This is a genomic window from Chitinophaga chungangae (assembly GCF_017742215.1).
In the GTDB taxonomy this organism is placed as follows: domain Bacteria; phylum Bacteroidota; class Bacteroidia; order Chitinophagales; family Chitinophagaceae; genus Chitinophaga; species Chitinophaga chungangae.
The window spans coordinates 1709602-1724639 of the sequence record NZ_JAGHKP010000001.1; the positions used below are offsets into that span (position 1 = coordinate 1709602).

Here is a 15038-nt window from a genome sequence, read left to right on the forward strand (position 1 = left end):
CCAAAATCAAAGGGATCGTTATGGGTAGTAATCTATCCGGCAAGGAACTGCTGGAACGGATGAAACGGGGAGACGAAGATGCTTTCACCTCGGTTTACCGTCAGTATCACCCTTCGCTTTATGTATTTATTCTACGTTATTGCAAGATTCCGTCCCTGGCGGAAGATCTTGTGCATGATGTCTTTTTGAAGATCTGGGAGATCCGGGAACGGATCGATCCCGAACGCCCTTTCTCCGCTTATCTTTACAAAATCACCCGCAACCACGTATTTAAGACCTTGCAGAAAGCGGCTACAGACCGTGTTCTGCGCGATCAGATCCTTGCCAGGCTCGATACCGGCGATGCCGTTCCGGCCGAACAGCTGGTAGACACCAAGGAATACGACCGCCTTTTCCACGAAGCCCTCAACCAGATGCCGCCCCAGCGGCTCAACGTATTCCGCCTCTGCCGCCAGGAAGGCCGCACTTACGACGAAGCGGCCGAGATCCTCGGTATTTCCCGCAACGCCGTGAAAAAACACATGGTGCTCAGCATGCGTTTTATCCACGATTATGTGTTCCGTTACGGCGGCGTAACCCTCTTCCTCACCCTGTTCCAAAAAAATATTTTCTGACGGAGGTACCCTGTTTTTATTTTCCGGGATATTATATCCAGGTACACACGAAACCGTACCGGTTATATGCCACATTCCACGGACCCACAAGAGCAATTGCTGCAACGTTACCTGGACGGTAAATGCACCCCGGCGGAAGCCCGGGAGCTGATGTCCTGGCTTCAGTCCAACGGCCGCCACAAGGCCCTTCTGCAGCAAATGCAGGAAGAGTTCTCACAGGCGTTTGCCAGCAAGCCCTCAATAGACCCGGAAATAAGCGACCGCATGGAGGCCCGCCTGCTGCAGCATATCGGCGCGCCGAAAGTGGTGCGCATGCCCCGCCGCCGCATCTGGCTGGTTGCGGCTTCCGTGGCCGTGCTGATAACCGCGGGCGTGTTGTACCTGCTCACCCGCGAAATTTCCCGGCAACCGCCACTTGCTTCACAAACTAAGATCATAGCGCCCAAAGACATTGCGCCGGGCAGCTCCAAAGCCGTGCTTACGCTGGCAGACGGCAGCACCGTAACGCTGGACAGCGCGGGCAACCAGGTGATCCACCAGGGTCAGACGTTAGTGCAGCTCAACAACGGCAGGCTGGAATACGAAGCAGACGATATCGGCCCGGCTGTAGGTTACAACACTTTATCGGTGCCGCGCGGCGGCCAGTTTACCATTGTACTGCCCGATGGAAGCCGCGTATGGCTTAACTCCGCGTCGAAACTCCGTTACCCCACCGCGTTTGGCGGCGAGCGCAGGCTGGTGGAGCTGGAAGGGCAGGGGTATTTCGACGTGAAAAAAGATGCGGAGCATCCCTTCATCGTAAAAACAAAAAGCCTGGACGTGGAAGTGCTGGGCACCGGTTTCGATGTGATGGCATATGCGGACGAGCACTCCATCAACACAACATTGGTGGAAGGAGCGGTGAGGGTGAAAGACGTGATGCTGAAACCGGGGCAGCAGGCGAGGATGGAATATTCCACCGGCTGCATTTATGTAGAGCCTGCTGACATCCAGCAGGTGATCGCATGGAAAACCGGTTTCTTCGAGTTCGACAACGCCCGGCTGGCAGACATCATGCGGCAGGCGGCGCGCTGGTACGACATCGATGTGGTGATGAACGAAAAGGGAACGGGAAAAGCCTACGGCGGGCGTATCAGCCGCAATCTTCCGTTATCAGAGCTTTTAAATATGCTGGAGGCCAGCGGCGCCAGGTTTAATCTTCAGGGACGTAAACTGACCGTAGAATAGGACGGCAAACAGACTGTGCATTTTTAAATTATCCACGTACCATAAACTAAACTAAACTAAACACACTCGTTATGAAAAAATCCACTACCAGCTAACCGGGCATTTAACCCGTAAAAAAACCGGAAGCGCTTGCAACACTCCCGGCAATAAGAATGGGTTATACCGACATCAGTCTTCAGAACTTATATCTCGTAATTCCCAAACACTACAAAAGTATGAAATTTAACTTTAGTGGCGGAGATTCCTTTGCCCGGAACCCGGCCCCGTTTTACCACGCTTTCATCGGTTTTTTAGGGATCGGTAAGAAGCGGGACGCATTCAGTAAATTCTACTTGGTTATGAAACTCACCACCTTTTTGCTGCTCGTTGCCTGCCTGCAAATCAGCGCAAAGGGCTTCTCGCAGCAGATCACGCTTAAGGAAAGGAATGCTCCCCTGAAAAAGGTGCTGAAAGAAATAGCCCGCCAGGCCGGGATCTCCATCGTATACGACGAAAGCCTGCTGGCTAAAACCAGCAAGGTGAACATTGATATAAAAGACATGCCGGTGAAGCAGGCCATGAACATGCTGCTGCTCAACCAGCCCGTTTCTTTCGTCATTGAAGGCCAGAAAATACTGATACAGCCTATGCCCGCCGATGTGAAGCCCCTTGCCGCGGACACGGCCATCACCGTTTCCGGCCGGGTAACCACCGATTCCGGCGAACCGCTTCCCGGGGCTACCGTACGCGTAAGCGGCACCAACACAGGCACTTCTACGGATGCGGACGGCCGTTATTCGCTGAAGGTGCCCGGTAAAAATTCCACGCTGGTGTTCAGCATTCTCGGTTATACCACCAAAACGCTGGCGTTCAGCGGTTCTTCCCTTAACGCGCAGCTCACGCTTTCCGAAACCGCGCTTACCGAAACGGTGGTAGTGGGTTACGGCACACAGAAAAAAGCGGTGGTAACAGGCGCTATTTCCAGCGTTCGCGCCAAAGACCTCGAAGGCATGCCCATCAACCGCATCGAGCAGGCGCTGCAGGGCCGCACTTCCGGCGTAACCATCGCTTCCAACTCCGGCCAGCCCGGTTCCGCCGCTACCGTTCGTGTGCGCGGCATCACCACTTTCAACAACAACAACCCGCTGTGGGTGGTAGACGGTGTTGTGGTAGACAATGGCGGCATCGGTTACCTGAACCAGAACGACATCGAATCCATCCAGGTGCTGAAAGACGCCGCTTCACAAGCCATCTACGGCGCCCGCGCGGCTTCCGGCGTAATACTGGTGACCACCAAAAAAGGAAAGGCCGGCAAACTCACCATCAGCTACAACGGCTACTACGGCACCTCCGCACCCGCCCGTAAGCTGGATATGCTCAATGCCACCGAATATGCCACGCTGCGCAACGAACAGTCCGTGAACGGCGGGGAAGCGCCCCCTTATGCAGATCCCGCTTCGTACGGGCAGGGCACCGACTGGCAGTCCACCATCTTCAACAACAGCGCAAAGAGAATGAACCACGAGCTGAGCATCAGCGGCGGCAGTGAAAAATCCACTTTTTATACTTCTTTCGGTTACCTGGACCAGGAGGGCATTGTAGCGACAGAGATTTCCCGTTACAAACGTTTCAACCTCCGGCTCAATTCCACCTATAAGATCACGCCCTGGCTCACATTCGGCGAAAACGTAGGTTACGCCTACGATAAATCCATCGGCCTGGGCAATACGAACAGCGAATTCGGCGGCCCGCTCAGTTCCGCCATCAACCTGGACCCGCTTACGCCCGTCGTGGAAACAGATCCTACCAAACTGGCGGCGCCTCCTTATGTGGCAGGCGGCTCGCGTTTGAGAAGAGACGCGCAGGGCCGTGTGTACGGCATTTCCACGCCGGTAGGGCAGGAAATGACGAACCCGCTCGCGTATATCTCTACCCGGCTGGGCAACTACGGCTGGTCGCACAACGCGGTAGGCAACGTATACCTCGAAGCGGAGCCGGTCAAAGGACTGCGCCTCCGTTCCACCCTCGGCGCCAAAGTAGCCTTCTGGGGCAGCGAATCATTTACGCCGGCCTTTCACCTGAACAGTTCCAACAGCCCGACCAACAACTCCTTCGCACGTTCCAGCAACTCAATGTTCAACTATAACTTCGAGAACACGGTGTCTTATTCAAAAGATATCAACGAGCACAGCTTTACCGTGCTGGTAGGGCAGGGCGCTTATATGGACAACCGTTCGCGCAGCAGCTCCGTTACGTTCCTGAACGTGGCCGCGCAAACATTCGCGGAAGCGTCCATGAACTATAAAGTGACCAACCCCAACCGTCAGTCCGACGGCAGCGAAGGCGTGGAGCATACGATCTCCTCACTGTTCACGCGTATCAATTATGCTTACGACGAAAAATATCTCGTGGAAGGCATTCTCCGCCGCGACGGTTCAAGCCGTTTCGGCGCGAACAACAAATACGGCGTTTTTCCCTCGTTCTCGCTGGGATGGGTGCCCACAAGGGAATCTTTCTGGCCGCAGAACAATGTGATAGACATGCTGAAGATCCGCGGCGGTTACGGCGTTGTGGGCAACGATAATATCGGCGATGGCGCTTACCTGGCTACGATCGGCGCGGGGCGCAACTATACCGTGGGAAACAACGACGAATCGCAGGTGGGCGCAAGCCCCAACGCACCGGCCAATCCCGATCTTAAATGGGAAGAAACCCGCCAGGCGAACGTTGGTTTTGAAGCCCTGCTGTTCAAAGACTTTACCGTGGAATTTGACTGGTACAAAAAAATGTCGAAAGACATCCTGATGTACCCGGACATTCCCTGGTACATGGGCGCAGCGGGCAACCCGGCGGACAACGTAGGCAGCATGGAGAACAGGGGCGTTGAGCTGGCGTTGGGATACCGCAAAAACTTCGGCGAATTTGAACTGAACGTCGGCGGCAACGTAAGCTATACCAAAAACGAAGTAACCTATATCGGCGACAACGTGAAGTTCATCACCGTTGGCCAGGCTTCGTTCCAGACCATGAGCGCCATTACCCGCACCGAAGTAGGCCAGCCTTTTAACGCGTTCTACATGTACAAAACCATGGGCGTTTTCCAGAACCAGGCTGAAATTGACGCATATGTAGGCAAAGGCGGTCAGAAGATCCAGCCGAACGCCAAACCGGGCGATTTCCGCTGGCAGGACCGTGACGGCGACGGCGCCATCACCGAAGCCGACCGCGATTACATCGGCAACCCCACGCCTAACTGGACGTACGGCATGACGCTGAACGCTGCTTACAAAGGGTTCGACCTCGTTGTGTTCGCACAGGGCGCGGCCGGCAACCAGATCTTCCAGGGCCTGCGAAGGCTGGACATCATGAACGCCAACTGGCAGCGCAAAACGCTCGGCCGCTGGACCGGCGAAGGTTCCACCAACGATTACCCGCGCCTTTCCACCAAAGACCCGAATAAAAATTTCACCAACCCTTCAGACTTCTACCTGGAAGACGGCGATTACTGGCGCCTGAAAGTGCTGCAGATCGGTTATACGCTTCCTTCACGCCTCGTGAACAAAGCAGGGTTTGAACGTGTGCGCGTGCACGTGATGAGCGAAAACCTGGTCACCTTCACCAAATATACCGGCTACGATCCCGAGATCGGCGGCGGCGTACTCAGCATCGACCGCGGTATTTACCCGCAGGCGCGCACCTTTATGGTGGGCCTGAACTTCACCTATTAATGATTAAAGCTGATGAAAATGACACAAAAATATTTTCCGATCATATTCGCGCTGGCTGGTGGCATTACCTTGTTTGGCGCTTGTAAGGACAGTTACCTCGAAGCAGATCTGAAAGGAACCGACCTTGAAACGAATTTCTATAAAGACGAAGCCCAGGCTAAACAGGGACTGGTGGCTATTTACGACGTGGTTGGCTGGCAGGGCAACGGGTATGTGACGCGTGAAGGCATGGCGAATGCCGCCAGCGACGACCAGCTGGCAGGCGGCGGCGGCCCCAGCGACATCAACGATCTACAGGTGGTGACCAAATGGACGCTTACCCCGGAGATAGGCCCGCACAACGAGCTTTGGCGTAAAGGGTACTCAGGGATCTTCCGTGCGAACAAACTGCTGGAAAAACTGCCCGACGTGCCCATGAGCGAAACCAACAAAGCGCGTTTCGCCGCGGAAGCAAAATTCCTGCGCGGGTATTTTTATTTCGACCTGGTGCGCATGTTCGAAAACATCCCGCTGATCCTCAGGCCGCTCACTACCAGCGAAATGCGTGAAGTGCCCCAGGCCGATCCCGCAGAAGTGTGGAAACAGATCGAAGACGATATTAAAGCCGCTATTGCAGAGCCTACGCTGCCGGACCGCATTACCGATGTGCCGGACAAAGGCCGCGTAACCAAAGGCACCGCGCATGCCATGCTCGGCAAAGTATACCTGTACCAGAAAAAATGGGCAGCCGCCGCCGCGGAATTTGCGCTGGTGAACGGGCCTACGCCCGGGCAGCCGAGCCCGACCTACGGTTACCAGCTTGTGGCCAATTTCGCCGATCTTTTTAAATCGCAGGTACAGTATAAATACAACAGCGAATCCATTTTCGAGATCGGTTACAACTCAACGTCGCAGGGCGGCTGGGGATGCGTATCCTGCACGGAAGGCAATGTGCTCAACATCATGGTTGGCCCCCGCGGTTATGCGCCCAGCGCGGGTGCGCCGGATTATGTTTCCGGCTGGAGCTTCCTGGTGTTCACCAAAGAATTTTACAACTTCATCCATTTCGACCCCCGTTTTAAAGCCACCGTTGCCGACCTGGACAGCCTGGAGAAAAATAACCTCGCCAAATACGAAAAAGGTCATGACAATACCGGTTATTTCCTGGAAAAATATGCCGGCCGTATTTCCAACGCCACCACCACCGGCGGAACGAGAGAGCTGAACTTCCCGCAGAACAAATACGACATCCGCCTGGCGGATACCTACCTGATGGAAGCGGAAGCGCTCGTAATGGGCGGCCAAAGCGGCGGCGCGGGCTCGCGCGCCTACGCGCTGATGAACGCCGTGCGCGACAGGGTGGGGCTTGGCCCGAGAGATGCGACCATCGACAATATTTTTGAAGAAAGAAGGCTCGAGTTCGCCGGGGAAGGCATCCGCTTCTTCGACCTGATCCGCACGGGCAGGGCAACGGCAGCGCTCGCGGGCCGCGGGTTCGACCCGAACAAACACTATGTGTTCCCCATCCCGTTCCGCGACTTGCAGAGCACTAAAATGGAACAGAACAAAGAATGGGGAGGCACCAAATAATTCATCAAAAATATTGTACCAATGAAATCATTCGCATATATCGTTGCCGCCGCGCTGATGTTCGCGGCGTGCACGCCCGATTCGGAAGACCTGACGCTGGGCGCTAAACCCGGCACGAGCTTCACCGCAACCGTACTTGCTTCCAATCCCAACAAAGTGGCGCTGAAGAACACTACCACCGGCGCATTCTCCTATACCTGGTACAACGGCGGGGCTACGCCCGTTTCCTGGAAACATACAGATACGCTCACCTTCAGCAAAAAAGGGGAATACACCGTTTCGCTGGTAGCCTACGGCGCCGGCGGCTCTTCTTCCGCTTCGCAGAAAGTGACCATCGCGCAGGACATGCCGGGGGTGGATATTCTCAAAGGCGGCAATATGGAAGCCGGTTCGGAAGCGCACTGGACCATTCTGAACACCGGCGGTCCGCAAACTTCCATTACCTTTACGGGAGGAAAGCTCAAATTCGTGAACCAGCCCGGCGGCAGCAATGGCGGCATCTACCAGGAACTGACCGTGAAAAAGGACGTTGAATATACCCTTTCCGGCGTGCTGAAAGGCGGCGGGGCAAACGAAACCTGGTTTGAAGTGATCGTCGGCACCACGGCTCCCACGCAGGGATCGGATTATTCCGGCACCAAAATGAATTCTATCAACACCTGGTCCGGTTGCGGCATCGCGAATTTTGAAGGGGAGCTTGCCGCGGTGGGCTGCGACGGCCTGCATAAAGACGGGAAGATCACCTTCGCCACGGCGGGTAAAATATACCTGCTGATCAAAGGCGGCTGCGGCGGCGCGGGCACTTTCGGCCCGAACGGCATTACCATCGACGACGTCAAATTTGTCGAAGCTATACAATAGTTAACCATGCGGGGCCGGGCTTCCGGCTCCGCATACTTCCCCTTCCGATATGAAAACAATACACTACATCCCGGTGCTGCTGCTGGGCATTAACGTACTCGCCTGCGGCGGAAAAAAAGACGATCAGGCGCCCCCGCCATATATCCCGCCCACGCCGGTGGATAAAGGCTGGACGTTCGAGACCACGCCCATATGGGCCGATGAGTTCAACTACACCGGCCTGCCCGACAATACCAAGTGGGGCTACGACACGGGGGGCGGCGGTTGGGGCAACAACGAGCTGCAATACTACACCAGCCGCGAAGAGAACGCCTCGGTCGGAAACGGGCTGCTCACCATCACCGCGAAAAAAGAAGCTTACCAGAACAGGAACTACACCAGCACCCGCCTCATTTCCAAAGGCAAAGGCGATTTCCTCTACGGCCGCTTTGAAGTAAAAGCCAAACTGCCCAAAGGCAAAGGCACCTGGCCCGCCATCTGGATGCTGCCCACAGACTGGGCGTACGGCGACTGGCCCAAATCAGGCGAAATAGACATCATGGAACATGTGGGTTACGACCCCAATATGGTGCACATCAGCGTGCATACCGAAGCATACAACCACTCCATCGGCACGCAGAAAACCAGCAAACGTACGGTGGAAAAAGCAATGGAAGAATTTCATGTGTACCGGGTAGACTGGACGCCCTTCGCCATCCGCGGTTATATCGACGACCAGCTGCTGTTCACCTTCCAGAACGAAGAGAAAGGTTCCGCCACCTGGCCTTTCGACAAAAAATTCCATTTCCTGCTCAATCTCGCGGTAGGCGGCAACTGGGGCGGCGCGCAGGGAGTAGACGATTCTATTTTCCCGGCCAGATTCGAGATCGATTACGTGCGGGTTTACAAAATGATCGAAAAATGATGCAAAACATAAAACTGACCGCGCTCGCCTTTGTACTGGGAATTTTCAGCTGCAAAGGCAGCGGGGGAGAAGAACCGCGCCCTGAACCGCCGAAACCGGACGTAAAGTCCGACGTGGCTTTCTGGCTCACCAACGGCGACAGGTCTGTACTTTTCAAACAACAGCAAACGCCGCTCGTATTCAGCGACGCGCTGAACCAATACCCGACCATCACCGTAGACGATACCAAAACCTACCAGGGGATAGACGGTTTCGGCTATACGCTCACCGGCGGCAGCGCCACGCTCATCAACGGTTTGGCCGCGGCGAAAAAAGAAGCGCTGCTGAATGAGCTGTTCCGCTGGGACAGTACTTTTATCGGCGTCAGCTACCTGCGCATCAGCATCGGCGCATCCGACCTCAGCGAAGCGCCCTTCAGCTACAACGATCTTCCAGCCGGGCAAACGGACCTCACGCTGCAGCACTTCAGCATCGACATGGAGAAAAAAGACCTGATCCCCGTGCTGAAGAAAATAGTCGCCATCAACCCGTCCATCAAAATACTGGGCTCGCCCTGGAGCCCGCCAACCTGGATGAAAACGAATAACAATTCCAAAGGCGGCAAACTCAAGCCGGAATATTACAGCGTATATGCACAATATTTCGTGAAATACATCCAGGCCATGAAAGCCGAAGGCATTACGATAGACGCCATCACCATCCAAAACGAGCCTTTGCACCCCGGCAACAATCCCAGCCTGGAAATGCAGGCGGCGGAACAGGCGGATTTCATTAAAAACCACCTCGGGCCCGCGTTTAAAACCGCGAACATCACAACGAAGATCATCATCTACGATCATAATGCAGACCGTCCCGATTATCCCGTTACCATCCTCAACGATCCAGAAGCCAGCAAATACGTGGACGGCACGGCGTTCCACCTGTACGGAGGCAGCATCAACGCGTTGACGCCCATTCATAACGCTTATCCTGACAAGCACCTGTATTTTACGGAGCAATGGGTAGGCGGCCCGGGGAATTTCCCGGCAGATCTGTCGTGGCACGTCAGCCAGTTAATCATCGGCGCAACGCGCAACTGGTGCCGCAATGTATTGGAGTGGAACCTGGCCGCCACAGCTGATTACAAGCCTCATACCGTGGGCGGCTGCACTTCCTGCCTGGGAGCCATCACTATCGGGGACGACTATACGCGAAACGTGGCATACTACATCATCGCGCATGCATCGAAATTTGTACGCCCCGGTTCAGTGCGCATCGATTCCAACATCCAGGAACCGCTGCAGAACGTAGCGTTTAAAACCCCCGACGGCAAAAAAGTGCTGATCGTACTGAATGCCGGTACCACGGCGCAATCTTTCAATATCAAATACAATGGCAAATCCGTTACCCCGCAGCTTGCCGCGGGCGCGGTGGGTACCTTTGTATGGTGATACTGGGTGTAACATGCGTGTTTAGTAGGTTCAATAAATGGTAACGAAAGCCGGGTAGCATCTGCTCCCGGTTTATCTATGCATTTTCCTTTGATTGATAAAAGAACGGGATACGGGTTGGCTGCAAGTCCCGGTCCCGTTTACTTTCATCGTTTTACCATGGTTTTGAATCCTGACAGGCCGGCTGCCTCTGCAGCCGGCATTTTTGTTGGCGGCGACGGCCGGAGGGGATCTATCAAAGGTTCAGCCAGTACACCAGTTTCACCACCAGGGCGCGGTTTTTTACGTAAAAGGGCTCGGGCAGGTAATTGTCCGTGTACACGATAAAAAGATCGGAAGCGGGGCGGTAGCGCCACTGGAAGCGGGTATTGAGGTTGATGTTCTTCAGCTGCTCGTTGTATTGCATAAAGCCGGTGAAAAACAGCGTGTTGGTCATGGTAACGTCGAGACGGGGCCCTACCAGCCAGAAATCTTCGCGGCCCCAGGGCTGCGGCAGGCGCAGGTTATTGTAAGTAGAGCTTAAAGCGATGCTCACGTACGGCTGGAAACGGTAACCGAATTCGCCGCCCAGCGTCAGGCGCTCGCCATCCGCATAATAGCCGCCGTAGCGGGCAGACAGCGAGTAGGTGAACAGGCTTTGCGGTTTGGACACATAATCCGCGCCCAGGGTTTGCCAGCTGTGCTCGGTGCCGGTAGCCAGCAGGTGCTGGTTGTTGTAGTTGAGCGGGTCGAAAGGCTGCAGCAGCTTGATATACGTGGTGCTGGCCCAAACGTTGAGCGTATTGCGCGCGCGGAACACGAGGCCGTAATTCAGCATCAGCTCGTTATCGGTTCTGTCCATCTTTTCGGTGAAAAAGTTCGTGGAGGTCAGCTGCGGGCCGTGGCTTAATAATGCGCCGCTTTTCGGGAAAAATAACCGCGTGACCTGCGGGGCGAGTTTGATGTAACCCGTACGCGGCACATAACCCACTTCCGCTTTATAATTGCTGCCCACGTATTCGTGCTGCCAGCCGATGTTCCAGTTGCGGCTGGTGTATTGCAGGTTGGCCGCGTGCACCCAGTCCTTGCCGCGCGTGCCGGGACTGAAACTCTTCAGCAGCATCGCTTTCCCCGTCCAGAAGTTGTTGGCCGAGGCCAGGTTGTATTCGAGGCCGAAATTGCGGTTGAAGCGGGAATACACGGGCTTGCCGGCTTCCACGTCGTTCGGGTTATAATGGATGGATTCTTTGTTGATGAAGATAAAACCGAAGTTGGAACGCGCGAACACTTTCCGCTGCAAGGCAGCTACGGTGAAGTTCTGCGCGGGCAGCGCGGTTTCGGTCTGTCCGCCGGTCTGCATGTTCATCAATCCCAATCGCCAGTTCTTGTCCAGCTTGCCGCTGAGCCGCGCCCCGAAATGAATGGGCACGCCCAAACCAATGCGCCGTGAAAAGAACGGCCGGATGGTGCTGTAACCGAAGTTCGTGAACTGGTCGCCGTTCTCCAGGAAAAACTGCCTTCTTTCCGGGAAAAACAATTCGAAACGGTCGAGATTGGTCACTTGTTTGTCCACGTCTACCTGCGAGAAATCCGGGTTAACGGTAAGGTCGAGGTTGAGGGAGGAAGTGACGGCGATCTTTGCGTCGAGCCCGGCGTCTCCGCGCCATTTTTCGGGTTTGCCGTTGGTATAGTCTTTATTGATGCCGCCCAGCACGTACGGGATCAGCGAAATATTGGTGCCGGGGTCCGGCGGGGGCGCGTCCCACACCAGCACGCCGGTATACGCCAGCGAAGCGGAGGGGAATTGCCGGGGAACGGGCGCCCAGCTGCTTTTTTCGGTGGTTTTGAGATCGTTGCGGCCGAAGTTGATGCCCCAGCGCGTGATGCCTTTTTTATACCGGATGGTCTTGAACGGGATCACCGCTTCGAATATCCATTTATCGGGATAGTTTTTCACCATGGAGCGCCATTTGTTGTCCCAGCTGAGGTCTACCTTTCCGCCGTCGTACATCAGCCCGTCCCATTGCGCCCCGGCGGCGTTGGCGCCGAAAGAGAAGCCGTTGGTCTGATCGTCGAACGGGTCCATGAAAAGCAGGAAGTTGTCGTTTTTGAGAAAGGAAAAGTCGCGGCGCAGCGATTCCACCATATACGGACCGGGGGCGCCGTTGTAATTGATCACGAGCAGGTAAATGTTCTGCTGGTCGTAGGTCATTTTCACATCCGTGCGCACTTTGGCGAAACTGGTGTCCATGGGGAGGATCATGTAAAAGTCGGAAACGGAATCCGCGTCGTGCCAGGCCTGTTCGTCGGCTATGCCGTCTATTTTGATGGCAGACGAGGCTTTGCGCATATGTAACTGGTAAGATTCGTTCTTTTTCTGTGCCGTTACGGAAAGGGTAATCAGGCAGAGCAGCAGACATGAAATTGATCGCACTATCAGGTAATTTCCGGGTTAGGCGGGTAAAGTACAAAAAATCGGGGCTGGTTGTAATACTTTGGGGAAACAAAGAGGCCGGACAATTAACGGGGAGCGTCTCTGCACTGTGCGTTCCGCACCTCCCTTGTTAATTGGCCGGCCTGACCATTACTTCACTGCCCTTGCGGGCGCTTTCCTGATAACACTTCACACAACCATTCTGCCACTTCTCATTTCAATCTGTCAACACTTACTTTCCTTGCTAAAGTTCCTTTTTGCTCTGTATACTATTGTTTGTTTGCCTGGTTCTCCTCCAGATCAATGGCACTATAAAAATCGTCATTGTTCCTTCTTGATAACACAAAATTAATGCGCCGCAACATCGTGATCTATGATAATTATCATCCTCCGGTTTTGTGAAATAACCTTATATGAAAAACCGTCCGCATTACCTGAATTTTTCGTGTCAATTTCACACTTTAATAATTATTAGAAATATTTTTATTGTGATTGGGGAAGTTGTTGATGTTGATTTTCAATGGTATGGGCAGGTTGTGCGTTGTAACATTTATCATAACAGGGAATTTATAATATTAAGTGTAAAAGTTGTTTTAACATTTTATTAGCGCTTTCGCCTTTTAATTCGTGTTCTGCGATTATGCAAATCCTGAAAAAAATGCATCCAGATGCAAAACGACGTTTCTATGAAAGTTATCAGTATGTCCGCGGCAATGTTGCTCTCCCTTGCGGCAACCGCCCAGCAGCCGGTATACACCCGCGCCGCGCTTGAATCGGTGACCGTTTACCGCGTAGGCGCGGAAATGAATCACAAAACGAAGATCACGCTGCCGAAAGGCAGCAGCCAGGTAGTGGTGCAGCAGGTGGCCAACGCGATCGACGAAAACAGCATCCAGGTGAGCGCCAGCAATAAAGTAACGGTGATGTCCGCCGGTTTTGCGCGCAACTTCCTCAAGGAAGAAGACCTGAAAAGCCCGGCTTACCTGAAGCTGGAAGACAGCCTGCAGGCCGCCCGCCGCGAACTGACGCGCACGCGCAACAACCGCGTGGCGGAAGAGAACACGCTGGTGCTGCTGGACAAGAACCAGGCGCTCGGCAGCGGCCCCAATGGCGGCGCCAGTGTAACGGAGCTGATGAAACTGGCCGAATATTACAAAATGCAGCAGGTGGAATTGCGCAACAGCATCGCCGTGCTGCAGGAAAAGGAAACGAAGCAGCAGGAAGGCATTCAGAAACTGGAGAAACAATTAAAGGAACTGAGCAACGACCCGAACGCCAGCGGCGGCCAGCTGGTATTGCAGGTGATGTCGGAAAACGGCGGGCCGGCGGATCTTGAGGTCAGCTACATTACGCCGGCGGCGCGCTGGGGCGTGTATTACGACCTCAAAGCCACCAACACCAGCAGCCCGCTGCAATTGTTTTACAAAGCGAACGTGGTGCAGAATACGGGTGTTGACTGGAAAAAGGTGAAGCTTACGCTCAGCACCGGAAATCCCAGCCAGAACGGCACTGCGCCGGTATTGAGCGCGTGGTTCCTTTCATATATGGAGATAATAAGACCCGGTATGATTGCAGGCTCAGCAGCCTACCAGAACCGGCTGCAGTCCATGGAAATGAAATCAATGGCTCCTGCGCCGCCGCCAGTGGCGATGGATTCCATGGCTTCCGGGGTAGACCTGTACACTCATCAGAACGAAAACCAGCTCAGCGCCACCTTCGACATCGACATTCCCTACGACGTGGCCAGCAACGGCAAATACCACAGCGTAACGCTGAAAGAATTTTCCCTGCCGGCGACCTATAAATATTACGCCGTGCCCAAAGCCGATCCGGACGCATTCCTGATGGCCGAGATCATGGATTACGAAAAACTCAGCCTGCTGCCCGGCGAAGCCAATATCATTTTTGAAGGCATGTACGTCGGCAAATCATTTATCGATCCCGGGGCTACTACCGATACGCTCAACCTCAGCGTGGGCCGCGATAAAAAAGTGATCGTGAAACGTGAAAAAATTACGGATATGTCCGGCGTGAAATTCCTTGGCAACCAGAAACGCCAGACCTTCACGTACGAGATCCGTGTGCGCAATGCGAAAAAAGAAGCGGTGAACATGCTGCTCAAAGACCAGTACCCGGTTACGACCGATAAAAGCATGGAAGTGGAGCTGCTCGAAAGCGACGGCGCCGCCGTGAACGCCGAAACCGGCGTGCTCACCTGGAAGCTGGACCTGGCGCCCGGGGAAACAAAAAAAGTACGGCTGAGTTATTCGGTGAAATACCCGAAAGACAAGCTGATAGCGAATCTATAACCGA

9 protein-coding genes are annotated in these 15038 nt (G+C 54.4%); 8 read left to right on the plus strand and 1 reads right to left on the minus strand.

The features are described from left to right. Positions 1 to 20: 20 nt before the first annotated feature. The 7 genes from J7I43_RS07260 to J7I43_RS07290 all read left to right on the plus strand — a co-directional run bounded on the left by J7I43_RS07260 (position 21) and on the right by J7I43_RS07290 (position 10312). Positions 21 to 614, plus strand: coding sequence for an RNA polymerase sigma factor (locus tag J7I43_RS07260; protein WP_209144730.1), 594 nt, complete (start codon positions 21 to 23; stop codon positions 612 to 614). Between the two features lie 66 nt (positions 615 to 680). Beyond that, positions 681 to 1841 carry a FecR domain-containing protein gene (locus J7I43_RS07265; RefSeq protein WP_209144732.1) on the plus strand — a complete coding sequence of 387 codons (1161 nt, stop codon included), beginning with the start codon at positions 681 to 683 and terminating at the stop codon, positions 1839 to 1841. 338 nt (positions 1842 to 2179) lie between these two features. Then, the gene (locus tag J7I43_RS07270; RefSeq protein WP_209144734.1) at positions 2180 to 5548 is read left to right on the plus strand and encodes a TonB-dependent receptor; all 3369 of its coding nucleotides are present in this window, start codon (positions 2180 to 2182) and stop codon (positions 5546 to 5548) included. 18 nt (positions 5549 to 5566) lie between these two features. Next, on the plus strand, positions 5567 to 7117 hold the full coding sequence (locus J7I43_RS07275; protein ID WP_209144736.1) for a RagB/SusD family nutrient uptake outer membrane protein: 1551 nt from the start codon (positions 5567 to 5569) through the stop codon (positions 7115 to 7117). Between the two features lie 21 nt (positions 7118 to 7138). Beyond that, positions 7139 to 7978 carry a PKD domain-containing protein gene (locus J7I43_RS07280; protein ID WP_209144738.1) on the plus strand — a complete coding sequence of 280 codons (840 nt, stop codon included), beginning with the start codon at positions 7139 to 7141 and terminating at the stop codon, positions 7976 to 7978. Positions 7979 to 8027: 49 nt separating this feature from the next. Beyond that, on the plus strand, positions 8028 to 8882 hold the full coding sequence (locus J7I43_RS07285; RefSeq protein ID WP_209144740.1) for a glycoside hydrolase family 16 protein: 855 nt from the start codon (positions 8028 to 8030) through the stop codon (positions 8880 to 8882). Beyond that, complete coding sequence (locus tag J7I43_RS07290; protein WP_209144742.1) at positions 8879 to 10312, plus strand: glycoside hydrolase family 30 protein; 1434 nt, start codon at positions 8879 to 8881, stop codon at positions 10310 to 10312. Before J7I43_RS07285 ends, J7I43_RS07290 begins: the two co-directional genes overlap by 4 nt. Positions 10313 to 10547: 235 nt before the next feature. On the opposite strand, the gene J7I43_RS07295 is transcribed toward J7I43_RS07290, so the two are convergent. Further along, positions 10548 to 12725 carry a carbohydrate binding family 9 domain-containing protein gene (locus J7I43_RS07295; protein WP_209144743.1) on the minus strand — a complete coding sequence of 726 codons (2178 nt, stop codon included), beginning with the start codon at positions 12723 to 12725 and terminating at the stop codon, positions 10548 to 10550. A 686-nt stretch (positions 12726 to 13411) separates the two neighbouring features. Here J7I43_RS07295 and J7I43_RS07300 point away from each other — a divergent pair. Next, positions 13412 to 15034, plus strand: a complete 1623-nt coding sequence (locus tag J7I43_RS07300; RefSeq protein ID WP_209144745.1) for a DUF4139 domain-containing protein — start codon at positions 13412 to 13414, stop codon at positions 15032 to 15034. The last annotated feature ends 4 nt before the right edge of the window (positions 15035 to 15038 follow it).